The following is a 19,636-nucleotide window of genomic DNA, read 5'->3' on the forward strand; positions in this document are numbered from 1 at the left end:
ATCTTCCTCATTCAAATTTTTTATACAAATTTAGTCTCAAGACATATGTGATAAAAAATGTCGACACTATCGATAAAGTTTTTGCTATATAAAAACTCAATTTTTCCGAAAATCGCAGCAAAAATGCGTTATATGCATATTTTATGACGATATTTGCAATTAAAAGTCCGAATAAAAATGTGCTAACGTGGATTAGAAAATTTTCTTTTGAATATGCGTTTTTAAATGCAAATTTCAGCGTCAGAATATATTGAAAAATCGACCCCGTAACCACTCCCAATGTGTTTGAGATTACTATGTTAAGTCCAATTTTCAATGCAATTCTTCCGACTGCGATATCCAAAATCGTTATAAAAATCGTAATCAATCCATATTTTATCAAGCGCTCGTATTTTTTTAACAATTTTTTTATCATCATTCTATCCTATAAATAAACAAATTTTCATCTTCATAGATTATTCTACCATAATTGTCCAAGATTTTTGAAAATTCTTCAGTGCTACCCCACGGTTTTAAAAGGACGAAATTTTTTATGCCTTCGTCAATCCAATATTCTATCTCCAATGTCTTGTCTTTTGGCACATTGTCAAAATGATTTAAACCAATCCTTGCGCCTTCCGTTTTTAAGGCGTCGATATAGACGGGACTTGCATAATTTATGCCAAACGGAACATCTGCATCTTTGTGCATCCTGATTGTATTTATATTGTGGTCTAAATGTTCGTCGACTTTCATATATTTTTCTTTCGTCATAAATGCTTCAATTATCAAAAATGCGATTGCGATCGACATCAGAATGTATTTTCCTTTTCGCCTTTTAAAAATCTCGTTGTATATTATACCCGAAAGCATCGCCGTAACGGGTACAAAAAAAATATAATAATATTCAAATTTTATGATTGCGCAAATTGTTAAAACTTCCAACGCCATTGAAATAATCCACGGCAGAAGATTTCGATATTTTTTCTCCGCCAAGACGAATAAAAATCCGAAAATTGCAAGTATTACGACGATGATGCCGAAAAATTCCATAAAAATGTTAAAGTGAAGTTTCAGTGTTTGAATATTAAATATATCGCCAAGCTTTGCAGAAAATATGTGTTTGTTCGCAATGCCCGAAACGAATTGCTGATTTGAAACGGATTTTACTTTCGTATATCCGAAATAGCAAATCGCCGGCAACAAAGCGATAATTCCGTATAAATAAAATTCTACACTCTTTATCGCTTTTAATTTTTTTTCTTTTAAATAATAAAATATGACCGCCAATCCGAAAAACGCCGTCGGAATTTTTTCAAGTATCGCAAATGCCATAAAAATTGCGGAAATATATGCGTAAGATTTCTTTTTTGTTTTAAAGCGCATAAAAATAAAATACACGCCGCCCAGATAAAAAAACAACGCCGCCGATTCTGGCATAATCGCCCGTGATAAAAACAGTGAAAGCGGTGTCAGCATATAAACCGCCATCGAAAAAATCGCAAACGTACTCTTCATATAAAGGCTCGCCGTCAAATACATAAATATCGCCGAACCCAGAAAAAATAATACTGAAATCAGCCTGAGTGAAAATATTATATCGAATTTGAAAATGTTTGAAATTAAAACACCGAGAGCTGGCAAAATTTGCAGTTCGAGTTGAACTATGTTTTTTTCTGCGCCGTCATAAAAAAATTTGGGCTTCGAAAGATTTATGCCTTCTTCTTTATAAATTTCGGCGATTGAATATGTATCGGACTGTCGCCACGACAACAGCACTTCCCAAGGTGCATTGTTAAGTGTATCAAATAGCAATAAAACAAAGCACAGAAAAATAATTGAAATTAAAATTGTATTTTTAAAGGACTTTTTCAAAATAATCCTCCTTAATAATTCATAATTAAAAAAACAGTAGTATGAAAAGTTTTGTGTATCAGCTCTCCTGATTGGGTTGAACTGATATTTTTCTCATTAAAAATATCTCTTTGTGGATATCTATATCTTAATATTGTCATAAGCAAACTAAAAAGTCAAGATTTTCTTCTTAAAATTACCTTTTTTGCTAATTGGTATTCAAATAATTTACTCTTGAAAGGGCAAAAAGGGGTTGTTTTTGCTCTTCTTTTATTCTTCCTTCAAAATATATCTCGAGTTATGAGAGTATTTTGTCCCACCCTCTTATTCTGCTCGTCCATTTACTTGAAGCATCTACCATCGCTAGATACAGGCTTTTTTGTAGGGCGTAGTCGCTTGGAAATATTGTCTTGTTTTTAGTTACTTTTCTAAGTTGTCTATTAAAATTTTCTATGCTATTTGTTGTATATATTAGTTTTCTTATTCCTTCTGGATATTTGAAATATGTTGCTAATTCAGCCCAATTATTTCTCCATGAATTTACACACATTGGGTATTTTTTGCCCCATTTTTCTTCAAATATATCTAGATTATTTAATGCTAGTTCTTCTGTTGATGCTTTGTATACTGTTTTTAAGTCTTTCATTAGCTCTTTTATATCTCTATATGATACGAATTTTGTTGAATTTCTTATTTGATGGATTATGCATTTTTGAATTTCTGTTTTTGGATATACACTTTCTATTGCTTGGCTAAATCCTGATAAATTATCTGTTGAAACTATTAATATATCTTCTAATCCTCGTTCTTTTAATTGATTTAATACCAATAGCCAGTATTTACTTGATTCATTTTCTCCAACCCACATTCCAAGGATTTCTTTGTATCCTTCGGTATTGTATCCTAGGGCTATATATACTGCTTTTTTTACTACTATGTTATTTTCCCTTACATGATAGTGTATTGCATCTAAAAATACAAATGGATATACTTTTTCTATGGGTCTATTTTGCCATTCTTCAATAGTTAGTAGTATTTTATTTGTTATTTTGCTTACCATGGATTCTGATATTCCAAATCCATAGATTTCTTTTATGTGAGTTGATATGTCTCTTGTTGTCATACCTTTTGCATACATGGATATTATTTGGTTTTCTATGTTTGATATATCTTTTTGATATTTTTTTCAATGCTTGTGGTTCAAAAGATCCTTCTCTGTCTCTTGGAATGTTTAGGTCTATGTTTCCATATGATGATTTAACTGTTTTCTTACTTGAACCATTTCTTGTGTTTAAGGATAGTGGCTTTTCACCATATTCATAGTCTAGATGTTCATCTAACTCTGCTTTTAACATTTGCTCCATTGTGTCTCCTAGAAGATCTTTCAAGGCTTCTTGTAGGTCTTGTACTGTTTCTGGTTGATATTCTTCAATTAACATCTTTGATATTTTGTTTAATCTAGTTTCCGGTCTTTTTCTTGGCATTTAAAAATCCTCCTGATTAGTATTATTTTATCAGGAGGATTCTTCATACACAAACTCTTTCACAGTCTCCTTTTTGACAAAATCATTAAAATATTTTGCAATGTTTCTTATTTAGTTTCTTCTTTTGCTGTCTTAGTTTCTTCTTTATTAGCTTTAGTATCTTCCTTAGCTGCTTTAGTTTCTTCTACTTTTTTATCTGATTTAAAGCCAAGTTTTTCCTTTGCTTCTTTAAGATTAAAAAGTTCGTTTTCGAATTGTTCTTGAGTAGCTTTATCGTCATCAAGAAGTGATTTTCCAGCAGCAATTGCATTTTCGTAATTAGATTGAACTTTTAAATCTGATTTTTTGTATTCTTCAGATTCACGAACAGTTTTTTCTTGAGCAATTTCTTTTTTTATAGCTTCTTTTGTTTCTTCAAGTGTAGGAGTAGCTTTTTCTTCTTTAGTTTCAGAAGCTAATAAAACAGTGTTATTTGTTTTATCAAAATCAACAGCAAATCCAAGAGCTTCGCCAAGATCTCTCAATTTATAATAATTGTTATCGTCAATCTTGTAAGCAGTAGCAGTAAGAGCTTTATCTCCAACTAAAACTTTATCATTAGTAAGCATACCCTTAGATTCAGATTTAACTTCTTTTTGGTCAGATTCAGCAACTTTGTAGTCGCTACCCTTAGTTAAAGTAACAACGCCATCTTTGTAAGTAACGCCGAATTTTGCTTTAGTATCTTTTAATACGCTAGCTAAATCTCTTAGTTTGAAATAATTGAAACCGTCGATATTGTATCCATATATAACAACATCTTTACCATCAAGTTTAACTTTTTGTGTAGTAGCTTTAACGTCAACAGTTTTAGTTTCTTCTACTTTTTTATCTGCTTTAAAGCCAAGTTGTTTAACTGCATCTTTAAGATTGAAAAGTTCATTTTCAAATTGTTCTTGAGTAGCTTTATCGTCATCAAGAAGTGATTTTCCAGCAGCAATTGCATTTTCGTAATTAGATTGAACTTTTAAATCTGATTTTTTGTATGCTTCAGATTCACGAACAGCCTTTTCTTGAGCGATTTCTTTTTTAATTGCTTCTTTTGTTTCTTCAAGTGTAAGAGCAACTTTTTCTTCTTTAACTTTTTCCTTAGCATTATCTTTAGTTTCAGTCATAGCTTCTTTTGCGTCTTTAACTATTTTTTCTACCTTAGTAGGTTCTTTAACTTCAGCTTTAGCTTCAGTAGTTGCAAAAACAGGACTAGCTGTAGATAGAAGCACAACTCCTGCTAAAGATAGTGATATAATTTTCTTATTCATTTTTATTCCTCCTAAAAATATAAGTTAAACTTATTATACAAGAAATCTATTGGAAATCAATTACAAATCAATTACAATCCGGTAAATGTAGACTTATTTTTATAATCTTAATAAATTTGTAATAATAATTATTAGTAAAATCCAAGGGAAAATAACAATAATAAACAGCACTAATTTCAAAAGTACATCTATTATTATCAGTAAAATAGCCGAATATTAGTTAGAGTTTTAATTTTACTAAAAAATCCATTTATTTATCTTAGTGTGATGTATAATTTTGAGATATAATTTTTAATAATATTGCTTAAATTTTCTGCAATTGGTTTAAAAGACAAGTCTTTGTAGATTACATTTATAGTTGCATAATTTCCGTTTATTTCTATGAAATTACAATAAGAAGTTGAATTTATCATTCTAATAGATGAGCCATAAATGAAGGTAACACCCTTATTTGCTCTTACAAAACTAACAGAATCCATAATGCTCGAAGTTAGTTTGACTTTTTGAGGATAGAAGTTAGTAACCTTAAAGATATCTTCAACAGATTTGCGTAAATTTTTTTGCGGTTTTAATAGGAAGAAAGTTTCATTAGAATAATCTTCTAGTTTATCTTTGCCCTTGCAGTAAATTGCTTTCGGTATCATGAGATATATTTTGTCATTTAAAGAATGAATAGAATTTAGCTTGCTATTATCTATATTTCTATTAGTTATAAATAAGTCAATTTCATTTTTTATTAGTGCGTCTTCAAAGGATGTAGAATCATATTTTGTAAGGCTTAACTCCAAATTTGGATAAAGGTCCATCAATTTTGGAACAATGTTTGGAATAATATATTGAGACATAAAAGTTAGTGCGCCTATGCGAATATAGCAATTTTTTAAATTATTTGATTTATTGATTTTTTCCTTCATTTCTATTTCAAGTTCTTCAAACTTTTCGATGTATTCAAATAAAATTTTGCCTTCCTTTGTTAAATAAAGGGGAGATTTTGACCTTTCAAAGACTTTAAAGCCAAGTTCATCTTCGATTTGTTTTAGGGCTCTACTTAAATTAGGTTGAGCAGTGTATAATCTTTCAGACGCTTTGCTTATGCTGTTGTATTTTTCTATGGTTTTCAAAATATTAATTTTTTTATTATCCAACATTATATCACCGCAAACATTATATCATAAATTATATACTGGATATAGTATATTATGTATTTGCTGTGTTAAAGCAAAACGTGATAATATCAATTTAAAGATGATGAAAATGTTTACTTATAATTTTCACATCTAGTTGTAATTGGTTTTATATTTTATTATTAATGAGGTGTTTTATGGAGAAAGTAAAGAAAAAGAAAGTTCCTCACACATTAGTAATTCTTTTAGTAATTATATTGTGTGCAGTTGCATTAACTTGGATTATTCCAGCTGGTGCTTATGAAAGGGTGAAAAATGCTCAAGGTGTAAAAGTAATCGATCCCGAAACTTTTCATTATGTAGAAAAAAGTCCAGTAAATCCTTTAAAGATTTTTAATATTGGACTAGATGGATTTAATAAAGCTGCAACTTTAATATTTTTAATATTATTTTCAGGAGCGTCTTTTAACATCATTACAATGAGTGGAGCATTGCAATCACTTATTGGAGCAGTATCAAAGAAGACTAAAAGTAAAGAATATCTATTTATTCCGATTTTAACTTTTATTTTTGGGCTTATATGTACTACTCAAGGCGTTAATACTTTTATAGGATTTGCTCCAATAATGGTTATGATTTCTTTAGCAATGGGATTTGATTCCATTGTGGGAGCTTCAATAATTTTGCTTGGAGGAGCAGTTGGATTTTCAACAGGAACATTAAATGTAAGTACAACAATAGTTGCGCAAGAAATTGCAGGACTTCCACCTTATTCAGGATTAAGTTATAGAGCATTTTGTTTCCTAGTGTTTTATATAGTAACAAATTTGTATTTAGTAAAATATGCTCTAAAAGTTAAAAAGAATCCAGAATTAAGCCCTATGTATGAAATAGACAAAATAAGGATTAAAGACACTGATTCTCACGATGAATTTAACTCTCCAATGAATGCAAGAAAGTGGTTAGTTATTTTAACATTATTTGCAGCCTTAGGAGTTATAGTCTATGGTGGAGTAAAATTAAAATGGAAATTAGAAGAAACGGCAGTAGTATTTGTTTGGTTATCTATTATCGCAGGACTTGCAGCTGGATTTAGTCCATCAGAAATAGCAAAATACTTTGTAGAAGGTGCTAAAAAGATGGTAGGAGCTGCTCTTATAATTGGGCTTGCAAGAACAGTTTCAGGAGTTCTTGATGCAGGGAAAATTATGGATACAAGTATTCACGCAATGACAGGTTGGCTTAACTTTTTCCCACATCTATTAAAGGGACCTGTTATGTTTATTGTAAATATAATAGTAAATATGTTTATAACATCAGGTAGTGGACAAGCGGCAGCGGTTATGCCAATATTTGCACCACTTGCAGATACAATTGGAATTACTAGACAATCTGCAGTTCTAGCTTTTAACTTTGGAGATGGATTCTGTAATTACATCCTTCCAACTTCAACGGCTTTAATGGGAATTTTAGGAGCAACAGATATTCCATACGACAAATGGATGATTTTTATGGGTAAATTATTTGGTATTTGGGTTTTAGTTGGATCAATATTAATGATTGGAGCTCAAGTCATTCATTTGGGACCTATGTAAAGGAGAAAAATGAAAAATTTAATAGTAAAAGAAATAGATGAAATAAAAGAAAAATTATTTGAAATGTCAGATAAAATCTATGACAATCCAGAATTGTGTTTTGAAGAACACTTTGCAAGCAATTTACTAGAAGACTATCTTGAAGAAAATGGATTTGTTGTAGAAAGAGGTTTGGGAAGTCTTGACACAGCTTTTAGAGCAAAATATTCTAATGGTGATGCAAAATACAATATTGGACTTTTATGTGAATACGACGCACTTCCCATGGGTCATGGATGTGGACATCAAATGCAAGGACCTTCAATAATTGGTGCCGCAGTGGCAATAAAAAATGCTGTAAAAAATCTTCCCTTTAATCTAATTGTTTATGGAACTCCAGCCGAGGAAGGCGGCGGAGGAAAGATGATAATGTTAAAGGAAGGATATATAAAAGATATTGACATAGCCCTTATGATGCACGCTGGTCCAGCTACACAAGTGGATGTAAAATCAATGGCATTGTCATCAAGATTTGTAAAATTTTTTGGGAAAGCATCTCACGCAGCATTAAAACCAGAAGCAGGTAGATCAGCCTTTGATGCATTGCTTCTAACCTTTCAAGGACTAGAATTTTTAAGAGAGCACGTAAAAGAGGACACGAGAATGCACTACACAGTACAAACACTTCCAGGACCTGCAAATGTAGTTCCAAGTGAAGCGGAGGGGCACTTCTCTTTGAGATCTTATAACTCAAAATATTTAGATGAAGTTGTAGAAAGATTTGACAATATAGTAAAAGGGGCAGCCCTTATGACTGGAACAACTTATGAAATAAAAGAAGATAGAAGACTGGAATCAAAAATACCAGCTTATATTCTAAACGACTTGATAATGAAAAATGCAGAAGAACTTGGAGCACCAAGAATAAAAGGGGCAAGAGAAAAAACAGGATCAACAGATTTTGGAAATGTAACATATCTAATGCCTGGTTCCTGTGCGAGAATTGCCTTTGTACCAGAAGGCACATCTTCACACTCACAAGAATTTTTAGACTTAGGTAAGGCTAAAGAAGCACATGATTGTGTAGAATATGGTGCAAAAATTATTGCGACAACAGTTTATGATTTAATTGAAGATCCAAAGTTGATTGAAAAATCAATTAAAGATTTCGAAGAATACAAATCAAAAATGTAATAAAAAAGCTTCCTAAGGAGATCTTGGGAAGCTTTAACTTTTTACTACAAATTTATTGCCACATTCTTTACAAGTAACTCTAATTTTACCCTTGCCTTTTGGGACTTTCATTTCTAATTTGCAATTTGGACATTTTATGTACTTGTAAATTTTTCTATTGTCATATTTACTTTTTGATGAGAAAAACTTTTTTCTCAGAGGTTCAATGCTGTCTAAAAACTTTTTATTTTCAGAGTACCTTGCATTTATATCTCGCGAAAAAGTTCTATAATAGGAATAAGCTATTAAAATTAAAGCTGCAAAGGAAAGGGCAGCAGTTTTTGTGAATAAATTAATTATTAAAAGAATTAAAGATAGAGACAAAATAAATTTGCCCAACTCATCTTGTCCATATCTTCCAATCATAAAATTCCTCATTTTTTCTTTAAAATTCAAAAAAATCACTCTTTCTAAATCACAAATTTAAAACTTCTATATGTTTTTTTATTACATCTGCCGTTTCCTTTAACCTACCCATTTCTTTATCAGTTAAACTTAATTCTAACTTTTCTTCGATTCCATCTTTTCCGATTTTTATTGGAGTTGAAATATAAAGATCATTTAGTCCATATTCACCACTTAGAAGACAAGAACCCTTTAAAATAATTTTCTCGTCATTTGCTATTGCTTGGATAATGTTATTAACTGTATTTGCTATACCATATTGTGTTGAACCTTTTCCTGTAAAGATATCCCAACCACGATTACGTGTTTCATCTTCTATTTCATCTCTATTGAAATTTTTAAAAAGTTCTGGATGTATTTCTTCGTACTTATCAATAGTAAGGGAATCTATTTTTACTTGAGACCATGGGACAAACTGACTTTCGCCATGTTCGCCTAAGACAGTTGCATTTACAGATTTTGGAGAGATACCAAGTTTATTTGCAATTACAACTTCTAATCTTGCGCTGTCAAGAGCAGTACCAGATCCAATTACTCTTTTTTCATCAAAACCGGAAACTTTATAAATTTCATAAGTAATAATATCAACGGGATTTGTAACAACTACAAAAATTCCTTTGAAACCTGCATTAACAATCCTCTTTGTAAAATTTGCAACTTCCTTTTTATTTCCATCAAGTTCTTGGAGTCTGTCTTTTTCAGGAATTTTGCCAGAACATACTACAACAACATCCCTGTCTTTCATATCTTCATATTCTCCAGCTCTAAATTTCACATCCTTTGGGTAAAAAGGTCTTCCGTCATTAAGATCAATTGCCTGAGAAATGGCTTTTTCTTTTATTACATCATTTAAAATAATATCAGTTGCTATTCCTCTTAAAGCAGAAGTATAAGCAACAATTTCTCCAACAGATCCTGCTCCTATTATTCCTAGTTTCATCTTTTTCCTCCTTGATATAGTCCCATTGTGGATTATAGATTGTATATTTTAAAAAATCATACAAAATTTATCTAAATTAAAAAACCATTTATCTTTTGATTTAATATTATAATACATTAAATTTAAAAATAAAATTAAATTTTATGTAAATTGTAAAAAGCTTTATAAAGTTTTTGTAAAAAAAGTATTGACAAAGTTTTATTTGGTGCGTATAATATATTTTGTTGTTAAAACTTCATGCGGGAATGGCGGAATTGGCAGACGCGCTAGACTTAGGATCTAGTTCCAACGGAGTGGGGGTTCAAGTCCTCTTTCCCGCACCATAGATATCCGCACGGTCTAACATTTTTAGTTGGACCGTGATTTTTTTGTCCTTATAAGTGATTTTGTCGATAAAATTCTTTAGAATTACTGATTGTTCCTGTGGTGTAAAGTCATAGATTGAGTTATTTTTATTTAAAAACTCTTTGATCTCATCGATTAAATTTGAGGACTTGTAAGATATAATATTACATCTTGAGATACTAGCTTTGAGTGTCTCTTTTTTTGTTTCCAATTCTTTTAATTTTTCATTTACACTTGGAGATGATATACCACTTATAATTGCATCTAAAATATTTTCTATTTGCTTTTCTACTGTTGTCAATTCTTTTTCTAGGCTTTTCTTTTGATCCGTTGTATCAGTTTCTTTATCTAAAAATTTAAGCATAGATTTTATAACTGCATCTTTATTAGTTTGTGTAAAAATCACATCGTCAAAGCAGTCTAATACTTCTTTTTCAATTTTTTCTGCTCTTACTACTGGAGCGTGACATTTGTGTGTCCTTGATTTTTTATTACACTTATAGTAATAATATCTGTTGCCTTGGTTGTTACTTTGCATATGTCCACTCATAGGTGAGCCACACTCACCACAGAAAAGTAGTCCAGTAAGCAAATAAAATCTACCATTTTTATTTATGCGATTTAAGTTTTTATTATTTTTTATTTTTTCTTGTGCCTTTGCCCATGTATCTTTATCAATTATTGCTGGCACACCATTTTCAATTCTAATCATTTTACTTTTATCCCTTTTCTTATGATAATTTCTTTTTCCCTTAAATCCATCATAGTCCTCTTTTGAGTAGAAATAGGTACCAATATACCTCTCATTGTTTAAAATCTCGTAGAAACTATTCCTGGTAAACTCACGACCTCTTTTAGTCTTATACCCTAAGCTATTTAATGTCCTCATCATGTCAGAGTAGCTATAATTTTTTGTAAACATATCAAATATTAATTTTATAGCTTCCGCCTCATGGGCATTTATAACATAATTTTTATCTTCATCGATGTCATAACCAAGTGGGGGAGTGCCACCATTAAATTTACATTTTAAGGCATTTTCCCTCATGCCTTTTTTAACTTCCCTTGATAAGTTCCTGGAGTAATACTCCGACATACCCTCTAAGACTGATTCCAAGATTAAGGACTCTGGAGATCCGTCTAAGTTTTCTAAGACTGACAGTAACTGGACATCAAGTAGTTTTAATTTTCTTTTATAAATCGCACTATCGTATTTACTACGGGAAAATCTGTCTAGTTTATGGACTATGACATAGTCAAATGCTCCTAACTCAGCATCTTTTATCATTCTCTGAAACTCAGGTCTATTGTCTGTGGTCCCAGAGATACCCTCATCTGCATAAGTGCTTACTAATTCAATTTTGTTTCTATCGCAGTAATCTCTAATTGCTCTAAATTGAGCATCGATACTTTCTTCTCTCTGCATATCAGTCGAGTATCTGCCATAAGCGACTGCTCTTTTCAATGTTTTATACCTCCTTATTTTGTGGTATAATACAAGAGATTGGAACTGGTTTTTATACCACTTTATTAGGGGATGTGTTTTGCACGTCCTCTATTTTTTATTTTATTGTATCTAGGAATAAAGATTCATCCATTATTTGTAAGTCTTGACCATCCAAGATTAGTTTTTCAGCTTTTTTTAATTTTATTGATTTGTCTTTAACCGTCGCATTATAATCAAAGCTACCTAAAACTAATATATTAGTTTTTTTAGTAACACTATTCTCACAACTAGCACCTAAATTAACACAGATTTGAGCAGCCTCTTTTCTAGTAAAGTGTTCTAATTTTCCAGTAAAACAAATATTTTTATTGTAAAAATAATTTTCGGGATCTATATCATCCTCAGTAGATTTAATTTTTCTTAAATCAACATCTTCGCTTGGAAGAGTTAAATAATTAATGTTATTTTTTTCAGCATACTCTTTTAATAAATTCATTATTTTTAATGTAGTTTTACAATCATTTACTGCCCTGTGTCCTTCATAATTATAATTAAAATATTCAGCTAAGTCTTTTAATCTATGGTGTTCTAAATTTTTTAAGATTCTTCTAGATAGTTTTAATAAATCCCAATAATCATTATTGAATTCTTTTTCATAATTTTGTTCATAAAAATCATAGATAAAATTAATATCAAAATTCACATTGTGACCAACTATTATATTTTCTCCAATAAACTCAATAACATGGTCGAAAACTTCTTCTAGCTTTGGAGCAGTTTTTAACATTTCATTAGTTATTCCAGTTAATTCTTCAATAAAATCATCTATATAATAAGAAATTCTATTTCCATCATCATCAGAATAATTATATTCTTTAGGTTGAATTAAAGATTCAAAAGAATCAATTATTCTGTTATTTTTTATTTTTAATATTCCTATTTCAATAATTTCATCAAACAATGGATTTAATCCAGTGGTTTCTAAATCTAAAACGCAAAAATCTGTAGGAAATTCATTCAAGGATTTACCCTTGTTTCTTATTGCGTGTTTGAGCATTCCAGACTCTATAATAAACATAATACACCTCCTGATTAAAGTTAAGAGAATGCTTGCGCACTGCACTCTCTTATTCTTTTTTACTATATACACCTACTAATTTTCCTAAAACCCGTATATTGCCACTTGTATAAATTCTTGGCCAATCTGTCATGCTTGGATTTTCAGCCTGAAGTATTACACTATCATTTGTTTTGCTAAATCTTTTTAAAGTTGCCTTATCATCAATAAGAACCGCAGCTATTGTTGTTTGATTATAAATCATCATAATAAATTCTTCTCCAGGTAGGAAGTGATTGTATTTTGTTACAAATGTTATTAATTTCTAAAGAAAGTTCATTTTGAAAATACTTGGATATAATTTCATCTTCGTTAATATTAGGATATTTTTCTTTGTATTCTTTTATAATAATTTCAGAACTTTTATTCCAAAGGAGATTTGCTTGCAGATATCTTTCAATAAGTTTTTTATAACCCAAAAGAAGTTCATCAAAATGTTTTGTTAATAGGATTGTATCCTTAGGACTTTGAAGCTTATCAGTTATCCAACGTAATACACCATTAAGATGGGTTTTCATCATTTCATTAGCCTTTGTGTAAGGAGCTCCAAACTCAGTTCCTATAATTTTATTTAGATTACTATTATCTTCCCAACCCATTAAATGTGCTGGAGTAGTTTGTAAAATTTTAGCTAAAGATTCTAGTACATTGGCTGGCATATTTTCAATTTCATTACTTTCATACCTATAAACAGTAGCTCTATTTTTATTTAAGGCTTTTGCTAAATCGTCAACGGAAAGATTCAATTCAATCCGTCTTTGTTTTATTCTTTGTCCTATATTCATGATAAAACCTCCGTAAATAAGATACCTATATTATATTATAAATTCGCAAAAATGCAAGTAAATTTATTTGAATTTAAAAAATAATTGCATATTTTGCGAAAAAATATTGAAAATATTAATAAGCATGATATAATTAAATTAATCGCAGATATGCGAATAAAAATAACTTTGAAAGGAGATGTAATTATTTTATGGTTAATGTAGATAAATTAAAAGGTAAAATTGTTGAATCGAATCTTAACATTAGTAGTTTAGCTAAAAAACTAGATGTTAATCAGGCTACTCTTTATAGAAAAATCAATAATTATGGAGTTAATTTCACAGTTAAGGAAATTGAAATTATTGGGATGACTCTTAATCTAACATTAGAAGAAATGAACGAAATTTTTTTTAAAGATTATGTCGCATATAATGCGAAAAAAACAAAAAACAAAGAAAGGAGCAGTAATGAAAATAAAGATAAATAAATTTTTAATTATCTAAAATATTTGAATATTCTTGGTATGTTGTAAAAAATAAATGATTTGATAAAAAACGAAATAATGGAAGGTTAAATAAAAAATGGAGGTTTAAAAATGAAAGATGAAAAATTGATTTTAAAAATTGAGAAGAATTATAAACCATGCACTGATGTTATAAGAGTTAATCCAGCTGTTGCTGAAAGAGTAAGGGCTATCGCTAGTGAAGTTAATAAGGATTATTCAACTATTGCATGTGAATTATTGGAATTTGCACTTGATAGAGTTGAAATAATTGATTGATGTAAAAGGAAGGTTTGATTTATAAACTTAAATATGGGTGGCTTAAAAGCCGATTTAACGATTGATGGACTTGATGATTCATTAGAAAAATTGAATCGATATTTGGAATTATTAAAAGAGGCAAGGTCAATCGCTTATGAACTTGCCAACATAGAATTGAATATGAAATTTACTAAAGACGGCTCACAGGAGGATTAAGTATTTTATACTGCGTGTCAATTTGTCCTATGAAGATTTCTAAATAATTTTTTAATTTTGGAAAATCTATATCTTTATATTTTCTAAGATAGTGAGTGTTGTCATTACCTAGAATTCTTACAACATCAGCTGTGTTTAGAAGATCCTTAGGCAGATAATCTTCAATTGCTTTAAAAAGTGATTTTTTAACTACTTCTTCAGGGTTTTCTTTAAGAACTTTGATTGCATAGTCTTTTATAAGGATTTCTATTGAATTTCTGTATCCACAGGCGGCTAATTCAAAGTGATTATTTCTTTCTGATGCTAAAGCTTGTGAATACATTGAAACAAATCTTGGAGATATATTAGCAATATTTTCAGGAAGTGGGTTTGGATTTTGGCTAGGATAAAAATTCAAAAAAGTAAATTGTTGGGTTTTATATTCAAATAAATAGCTAGCTATATAAATTTTATCACAGCAATTAGATTGTAAAGCTATTATAAAATATTTGGAATTTTGGTCAAATTCAAGGCTTGCATTACTTATGTAAGATGAATGGGCAATTTGACCACAATATGGGCAGTTTGATGGAACTAAGAGCTTATGCTCATGATTATTATAAAAAAATTTGGTTTGAGACGTTTTCACAAAATTACCTCCTTACTTTAAGTATACCATCAAAAATGATTTTAATGATTATAAAAGATAAAAATGTAAGAGTGTGGAAAATTTGAATACAGAAGAAAATATTGAAGTAGCTATGAAAATAAAAGGAAGGTGAAAAAATATGAAAGTTAAAGTAGAGGTAATAGGCTTAGACGAATTAATGGACAAATTAAAAGAGCTCCATAATTTATTACAAGAAATAAATAGTGAAGCTCTCGTAATTGCAACGGCTTGTAATGACAAAATTGATATCGATAAATTAGCCAAGCAATTAGCAGATCGTTTGAAAGATGCTAAAGCTATTCTTTATTAAGTTCTTCTTGGTACTTTTGAAGAACAAGGATAGTTGTATCTAAAGCGGTAGTTTCAATTAATTCAAGGATTTCCAAACTTCCGCAATTAGAATTTTTATAGCGGTTAGCAATATCTTGCAATACATCAGATTTAATTTTTTGCAAGTCAACAATCACAATAGTCACCTCGCTTTCTAGGGTGATTATAACAAATAAAAGGAAGGTGAAAGTAATGAAGTTAGAAGATGAAAGAAAGCTCCCTTTAAGAGAGCTTGTAAAAAAACATGGACTGATAGTGGCAATAGATATCAAATATCCTTTTTTGTGGATGGATTTAGAAACTTACACTCCAATTATATCTTTAGCGTCTTTATTAATATCGCTTATAGCTTTGATTATTGTTACAAAGTCCTAAGTATAGCAATTACAGAAAGAATTAAAGATAGGGTTGAAATTATGTAAGGATACCAAGTTCTTAAGACATCTCTTTTAGCAAATAAAGAGTAGTTGTAGGCTTGGGGATCTAAGGAATACAAAAGGATGGTTTCTAACGAACCTTTGTAAGCAAGTTCTTGCTTTATGAAGTGCAATTTAACTAGAAAGTCTATATCTTTGTCGTCGAATTGTTCTAATTGTGAGTTGGGGTTATTAGCTAAATATTTAAGTATTTGTTTTTGGCTAGGGCTTAAAACAATTTCAGAATAATTCATATTAATCATCTCCTTATGGAGATTATAACAAACAAAAGGAAGGTGAAAGTAATGGAAAAAGAAAAAATAAAAAATCTTTATCTTCAGGAATTTAAAAAAGAAAATGATCCAGCTGAAAAATGTTTTGATGTTGATGTTAAAAATATCTCTGAAGAAGTCATCTCAATTATGAGAAAAAAAGGACTGACATATGAAGAAGCATACGCAGTCCTACAGTATAGTTACAATAAATTAAAATTTGAGTCAAACTTTATTCATTTGGAAGAACTAAACTTAGAAGTTTAAAAAGGAAGGGATGAATTTGGAATTGTTAATAAGCGTAGTAACATCGATATGCGTTTGTAGCATATTCATGTACTGGTACGAGAAAAAGCTGGACAATGATATTCGAGATTTGATTGAAGAAATGGAAAAGATTTCTATTGAAGCCATTGAACAAGCTAAGTCACAAAATATTAATGAGATCTTAGATAGATTTGGAAAATTTACAAACAATAAAAGGAGCAAAAATGAATGATTTAAGAATTTTTGAAAATAGAGAATTTGGGAAAGTCAGAACATCGATTATAAACGATGAACCTTATTTTAATTTAACTGATGTGTGCAGGATTTTAGAAATTAACAATCCTAGTCAAGCAAAGACAAGACTAAAAGCAGGCGGGGTCATTAGTAATGAGGTAGGGGTAGTAACTGGTAAAAGAGCAGACGGAACAGAGGCTGTTCAATATGTGAAGATGAATTTTATCAATGAGTCAAATCTCTATAAATTGATTTTTCAAAGCAGAAAACCAGAAGCAGAAAGATTTGCCGACTGGGTTACATCAGAAGTATTACCAAGCATAAGAAAGCACGGAGCATATATGACGGAAACAGTCATTGAAAGAACTCTTACAGATCCCGATTATCTAATACAACTTGCAACAACTTTAAAAGAAGAGAAGCAAAGAAGAATTGCAGCCGAAGAAGAAAATGAAAGAAACAAACCTAAAGTTTTATTTTCCGATTCTTGTGAAGTTGCAGAAAACTCAATCCTTATAGGCGAGTTTGCAAAAAGACTAAAGCAAAATGGTCTACCAAACATGGGACAGAACAGGTTATTTGCTTATTTAAGAGAGCAAGGTTATCTCTGTAAGGGCGGAGAAAGAAGAAACCAACCAACACAAAGGTCAATGGAGCAGGGACTTTTTGAGACCAAGGTAAGAGTAATTAATAACCCCGATGGCAGTACAAGAACAACTACAACAACAAAGATGACTGGTAAAGGACAAATTTACTTTACTAACAAATTTTTAGGGGGATCTTATGGACAAGAATTTTGACGTTGCCATCGAATATAGCGATACACAGGCGGACTGGGACGCTTTTATAAATCTCATGGCAGAAAAGTTTAAAAAGTGGCAAAAGGAAAGAGAGGATAGAGATGATTAAAGTTAGTAAATATAACATCTTATTAACAATCAGGAGATTGATAGGCTTGCTGATTCTTGCGAAAGCCTTATATTTTATAAGTTTGATTTCCATTAAATTTATATTTTGGTTTTTGTACGCAGGTGTAGAAGTTATTGACAGTTTTTTTAAGTTTTTAGTGGGGTGATGAGATTGAAAGATTGTTATTGTCATACTTGCGACAAAGAATTTAATTCTCTAGGTATTACAAGACATAGGGCTATGCATAGAGATAGGCAAGAGGATTGCAAGATAACCTACAAAGATGGAAAAACTCTTAATTATAAGTTTAGTCAGGTGGTAAAAAAGTGAAAGCAAATAGAAGAACTGCCACAGGAATTTTAAAGGCATATTTTGACAAAAATAATATTGCCGATGGGGAAGATTTTGAGATACAAGATTATAGAAAGTTCCTAGAAGAGGAAACGGAATCTTATCATAGACAATGTGGGATTGATGTTTTCCAAGATTACGGGAAGTTTTCAAAGTATGTGAAAGATAAGTATTTAAAGAGGAGAAAAAGTGAATAAGGCAAATAAAAAATGAAAGAGTTTAACAATAGGCAAATAGCGAACAAACACGCTGAATATGTTACAGGTGAAGTATTAAGAAAGTATGCAGCAGAAAAGGTCAAAAAGTATGTACCAGATTTAAAAACTATTTTTGATGGAGCGGCAGGGAGTGGACAACTTGAACAGTTTTTGAATGCAGAAAAAATAATAGCAGTTGAAATTCAAGAGCAAGCAGCAGACACACTAAAAGAAAACTTTCCAAATGCAGATGTGTATACAACAAGCTTTTTCTTATATAAGGATTTTAAAGAATATGACGCAAGCTTAATTAACCCGCCTTTTAGTTTGAGTTTAAAAGATCAGACAAAAGAAGAAATTAAAGCAATACAAGAAGAATACCCATGGAAGAAGTCAGGAGTATTGGACGATATATTCTTACTTAGAAGCTTAAATTTTACAAAACGATATTCTTTTTATATTTTATTTCCTGGTATTGCATATAGAAAAGCAGAAAGAAAAGCAAGGGAGATAATAGGCAATAAGTTGTTGGAGCTTAACTATATAGAAAATGGATTTAAAGATACTACAATATCTGTAGTTTTTATAGTTATAGACAAAGAAAAGAAAAGCAAAAATTATACAAGCGAAATTTATGATTGCCAAACAAAAACTGTAAATGTTAGAGAAGAATTTGAAATTGATGTAAATTATTGGCAATTAGCAAAAGATATAAAAGAAAAAGAAGAAGAAATAGATATTGTTAAACTTGAAGCAGAAATCAAAAAAAACAATAAAAATATTATTCGACTAAACAAAGAAATAGACAAAATCATAGAGGAAGAAATAAAACCATTTTTATATGGAGAGGTAGATAATATTGAAAACGAGCCAAAACAAATTTCATTATTTTAAATTGAAAGACTTAATAGATTTAGAGCGTGGAAAGAGAACTGATTATATAGAAAATGGGAAGTACCCAGTATTTGGAGCTGGAGAAAAAGCAATGGGATATTGCAATGAATATAACAATGAAGGCAATATAACAATAACTAGAAAAGGAACGATAGGCAATATATATAAACGAGAGTTCAAGCATTTTGTAACAGACGCAAGCAATATTATTGTTGTTAAAAACAAAAAGATTATAGAAGTTTATTTGTATGAATGGCTTTTAAGCAAAGAGTATTTAATAAAACAATTATCAAAACCTATGTTAATACCAGAACTTGATGAAAAAGCCTTCATGAATTTAGAAATTAACGTACCAAATTTAGAAGATCAGAAAAAGGTAGTTGATATTCTAAACCGATATAGATTTTTTTTAGAAGAAAATAATAAACACACATTGCAACTTATAAATAGCTTAGAAAACTACAGGTCCGGAGTAAGAAATATGTTTTTTGAGATTTTAGGAGAAAAGAATGAATAAGGCAAATAAAAAAAGTCCCAGGTCGGCTAAAACTCCAGGACTAAAATATATAAATA

At 30.3% G+C, this 19,636-nt stretch carries 27 protein-coding genes, 1 tRNA gene and 1 pseudogene; 15 read left to right on the forward strand and 14 right to left on the reverse strand.

The genetic code is table 11. The annotated features are described in order from the left end of the window. Nucleotides 1–7 precede the first annotated feature (7 nt). The 5 genes and pseudogenes from HKO22_RS11155 to HKO22_RS06810 form a co-directional block, all read right to left on the reverse strand. Entirely contained in the window at nucleotides 8–418 is a 411-nt protein-coding gene (locus HKO22_RS11155; protein ID WP_407947282.1) for a GtrA family protein, read from the reverse strand. Beyond that, complete coding sequence (locus HKO22_RS06795; protein ID WP_169969470.1) at nucleotides 415–1,854, reverse strand: ArnT family glycosyltransferase; 1,440 nt, start codon at nucleotides 1,852–1,854, stop codon at nucleotides 415–417. Before HKO22_RS06795 ends, HKO22_RS11155 begins: the two co-directional genes overlap by 4 nt. Before the next feature lie 277 nt (nucleotides 1,855–2,131). Then, nucleotides 2,132–3,272: pseudogene (locus HKO22_RS06800) on the reverse strand (IS256 family transposase). 152 nt (nucleotides 3,273–3,424) lie between these two features. Next, nucleotides 3,425–4,615, reverse strand: coding sequence for an FIVAR domain-containing protein (locus tag HKO22_RS06805; protein ID WP_169969472.1), 1,191 nt, complete (start codon nucleotides 4,613–4,615; stop codon nucleotides 3,425–3,427). Between the two features lie 254 nt (nucleotides 4,616–4,869). Continuing rightward, complete coding sequence (locus HKO22_RS06810; RefSeq protein ID WP_169969473.1) at nucleotides 4,870–5,763, reverse strand: LysR family transcriptional regulator; 894 nt, start codon at nucleotides 5,761–5,763, stop codon at nucleotides 4,870–4,872. 173 nt (nucleotides 5,764–5,936) lie between these two features. On the opposite strand from HKO22_RS06810, the gene HKO22_RS06815 reads away from it, so the two are divergent. Both HKO22_RS06815 and HKO22_RS06820 read left to right on the forward strand, forming a co-directional pair. Further along, nucleotides 5,937–7,334 (forward strand): YfcC family protein, encoded by a 1,398-nt coding sequence (locus HKO22_RS06815; protein ID WP_169969474.1) that lies wholly within the window; start codon nucleotides 5,937–5,939, stop codon nucleotides 7,332–7,334. Nucleotides 7,335–7,343: 9 nt separating this feature from the next. Next, complete coding sequence (locus HKO22_RS06820) at nucleotides 7,344–8,507, forward strand: M20 family metallopeptidase (protein ID WP_169969475.1); 1,164 nt, start codon at nucleotides 7,344–7,346, stop codon at nucleotides 8,505–8,507. A 33-nt stretch (nucleotides 8,508–8,540) separates the two neighbouring features. On the opposite strand, the gene HKO22_RS06825 is transcribed toward HKO22_RS06820, so the two are convergent. Both HKO22_RS06825 and HKO22_RS06830 read right to left on the reverse strand, forming a co-directional pair. Next, a complete protein-coding gene (locus HKO22_RS06825; RefSeq protein ID WP_235932832.1) occupies nucleotides 8,541–8,912 on the reverse strand; it encodes a hypothetical protein in 372 nt (123 codons plus the stop codon). Nucleotides 8,913–8,961: 49 nt separating this feature from the next. Continuing rightward, nucleotides 8,962–9,891, reverse strand: coding sequence for an L-lactate dehydrogenase (locus tag HKO22_RS06830; protein WP_169969477.1), 930 nt, complete (start codon nucleotides 9,889–9,891; stop codon nucleotides 8,962–8,964). Between the two features lie 239 nt (nucleotides 9,892–10,130). Here HKO22_RS06830 and HKO22_RS06835 point away from each other — a divergent pair. Further along, nucleotides 10,131–10,214: transfer RNA gene (locus HKO22_RS06835), tRNA-Leu, on the forward strand. Here HKO22_RS06835 and HKO22_RS06840 read toward each other — a convergent pair. From HKO22_RS06840 to HKO22_RS06855, 4 genes are all read right to left on the reverse strand, one after another. Continuing rightward, on the reverse strand, nucleotides 10,193–11,701 hold the full coding sequence (locus HKO22_RS06840) for a recombinase family protein (protein WP_169969478.1): 1,509 nt from the start codon (nucleotides 11,699–11,701) through the stop codon (nucleotides 10,193–10,195). The two genes, HKO22_RS06835 and HKO22_RS06840, sit on opposite strands and share 22 nt — an antisense overlap. A gap of 97 nt (nucleotides 11,702–11,798) precedes the next feature. Further along, on the reverse strand, nucleotides 11,799–12,761 hold the full coding sequence (locus HKO22_RS06845) for an exonuclease domain-containing protein (RefSeq protein WP_169969479.1): 963 nt from the start codon (nucleotides 12,759–12,761) through the stop codon (nucleotides 11,799–11,801). Nucleotides 12,762–12,810: 49 nt separating this feature from the next. Beyond that, nucleotides 12,811–13,008 carry a LexA family protein gene (locus tag HKO22_RS06850; protein WP_169969480.1) on the reverse strand — a complete coding sequence of 66 codons (198 nt, stop codon included), beginning with the start codon at nucleotides 13,006–13,008 and terminating at the stop codon, nucleotides 12,811–12,813. Then, entirely contained in the window at nucleotides 12,995–13,585 is a 591-nt protein-coding gene (locus HKO22_RS06855) for a helix-turn-helix domain-containing protein (RefSeq protein WP_169969481.1), read from the reverse strand. The genes HKO22_RS06850 and HKO22_RS06855 overlap by 14 nt, the downstream gene beginning before the upstream one ends. A 191-nt stretch (nucleotides 13,586–13,776) precedes the next feature. Between HKO22_RS06855 and HKO22_RS06860 the strand changes: the two genes are divergently transcribed. Together HKO22_RS06860 and HKO22_RS06865 are read left to right on the forward strand one after the other, a co-directional pair. Further along, complete coding sequence (locus HKO22_RS06860) at nucleotides 13,777–14,052, forward strand: XRE family transcriptional regulator (RefSeq protein ID WP_169969483.1); 276 nt, start codon at nucleotides 13,777–13,779, stop codon at nucleotides 14,050–14,052. 108 nt (nucleotides 14,053–14,160) lie between these two features. Beyond that, nucleotides 14,161–14,346, forward strand: a complete 186-nt coding sequence (locus HKO22_RS06865; protein ID WP_169969485.1) for a hypothetical protein — start codon at nucleotides 14,161–14,163, stop codon at nucleotides 14,344–14,346. 172 nt (nucleotides 14,347–14,518) lie between these two features. Here HKO22_RS06865 and HKO22_RS11075 read toward each other — a convergent pair whose 3' ends face one another. Next, nucleotides 14,519–15,172 (reverse strand): DUF4145 domain-containing protein, encoded by a 654-nt coding sequence (locus HKO22_RS11075; protein WP_169969487.1) that lies wholly within the window; start codon nucleotides 15,170–15,172, stop codon nucleotides 14,519–14,521. A gap of 139 nt (nucleotides 15,173–15,311) precedes the next feature. Between HKO22_RS11075 and HKO22_RS06875 the strand changes: the two genes are divergently transcribed. Beyond that, nucleotides 15,312–15,503 (forward strand): hypothetical protein, encoded by a 192-nt coding sequence (locus HKO22_RS06875; protein WP_169969489.1) that lies wholly within the window; start codon nucleotides 15,312–15,314, stop codon nucleotides 15,501–15,503. Here HKO22_RS06875 and HKO22_RS06880 read toward each other — a convergent pair. Beyond that, on the reverse strand, nucleotides 15,490–15,660 hold the full coding sequence (locus tag HKO22_RS06880; protein WP_169969491.1) for a hypothetical protein: 171 nt from the start codon (nucleotides 15,658–15,660) through the stop codon (nucleotides 15,490–15,492). The two genes, HKO22_RS06875 and HKO22_RS06880, sit on opposite strands and share 14 nt — an antisense overlap. A gap of 55 nt (nucleotides 15,661–15,715) precedes the next feature. Here HKO22_RS06880 and HKO22_RS06885 point away from each other — a divergent pair, with 55 nt between their 5' ends. Further along, nucleotides 15,716–15,898 carry a hypothetical protein gene (locus HKO22_RS06885; protein WP_169969492.1) on the forward strand — a complete coding sequence of 61 codons (183 nt, stop codon included), beginning with the start codon at nucleotides 15,716–15,718 and terminating at the stop codon, nucleotides 15,896–15,898. Here HKO22_RS06885 and HKO22_RS06890 read toward each other — a convergent pair. Continuing rightward, a complete protein-coding gene (locus HKO22_RS06890; RefSeq protein ID WP_169969494.1) occupies nucleotides 15,885–16,193 on the reverse strand; it encodes a hypothetical protein in 309 nt (102 codons plus the stop codon). The two genes, HKO22_RS06885 and HKO22_RS06890, sit on opposite strands and share 14 nt — an antisense overlap. A 51-nt stretch (nucleotides 16,194–16,244) precedes the next feature. Between HKO22_RS06890 and HKO22_RS06895 the strand changes: the two genes are divergently transcribed. The 8 genes from HKO22_RS06895 (at nucleotide 16,245) to HKO22_RS06925 (ending at nucleotide 19,580) form a co-directional block, all read left to right on the forward strand. Then, entirely contained in the window at nucleotides 16,245–16,478 is a 234-nt protein-coding gene (locus tag HKO22_RS06895) for a hypothetical protein (protein WP_169969496.1), read from the forward strand. 67 nt (nucleotides 16,479–16,545) lie between these two features. Further along, nucleotides 16,546–16,710 carry a hypothetical protein gene (locus HKO22_RS06900; RefSeq protein WP_169969498.1) on the forward strand — a complete coding sequence of 55 codons (165 nt, stop codon included), beginning with the start codon at nucleotides 16,546–16,548 and terminating at the stop codon, nucleotides 16,708–16,710. Beyond that, a complete protein-coding gene (locus HKO22_RS06905; protein WP_169969500.1) occupies nucleotides 16,703–17,512 on the forward strand; it encodes a phage antirepressor KilAC domain-containing protein in 810 nt (269 codons plus the stop codon). Before HKO22_RS06900 ends, HKO22_RS06905 begins: the two co-directional genes overlap by 8 nt. Further along, entirely contained in the window at nucleotides 17,496–17,621 is a 126-nt protein-coding gene (locus tag HKO22_RS11005) for a hypothetical protein (RefSeq protein WP_268935699.1), read from the forward strand. Before HKO22_RS06905 ends, HKO22_RS11005 begins: the two co-directional genes overlap by 17 nt. Before the next feature lie 171 nt (nucleotides 17,622–17,792). Further along, complete coding sequence (locus HKO22_RS06910) at nucleotides 17,793–17,951, forward strand: hypothetical protein (protein WP_169969502.1); 159 nt, start codon at nucleotides 17,793–17,795, stop codon at nucleotides 17,949–17,951. After that, entirely contained in the window at nucleotides 17,948–18,169 is a 222-nt protein-coding gene (locus HKO22_RS06915) for a hypothetical protein (RefSeq protein WP_169969504.1), read from the forward strand. The genes HKO22_RS06910 and HKO22_RS06915 overlap by 4 nt, the downstream gene beginning before the upstream one ends. A gap of 12 nt (nucleotides 18,170–18,181) precedes the next feature. Next, nucleotides 18,182–19,063 carry a DNA methyltransferase family protein gene (locus tag HKO22_RS06920; RefSeq protein ID WP_169969506.1) on the forward strand — a complete coding sequence of 294 codons (882 nt, stop codon included), beginning with the start codon at nucleotides 18,182–18,184 and terminating at the stop codon, nucleotides 19,061–19,063. Then, nucleotides 19,029–19,580, forward strand: coding sequence for a restriction endonuclease subunit S (locus HKO22_RS06925; protein ID WP_169969508.1), 552 nt, complete (start codon nucleotides 19,029–19,031; stop codon nucleotides 19,578–19,580). The genes HKO22_RS06920 and HKO22_RS06925 overlap by 35 nt, the downstream gene beginning before the upstream one ends. Nucleotides 19,581–19,636: the final 56 nt, after the last annotated feature.

Source organism: Peptoniphilus faecalis (assembly GCF_012976305.1).
GTDB lineage: Bacteria > Bacillota > Clostridia > Tissierellales > Peptoniphilaceae > Peptoniphilus_A > Peptoniphilus_A faecalis.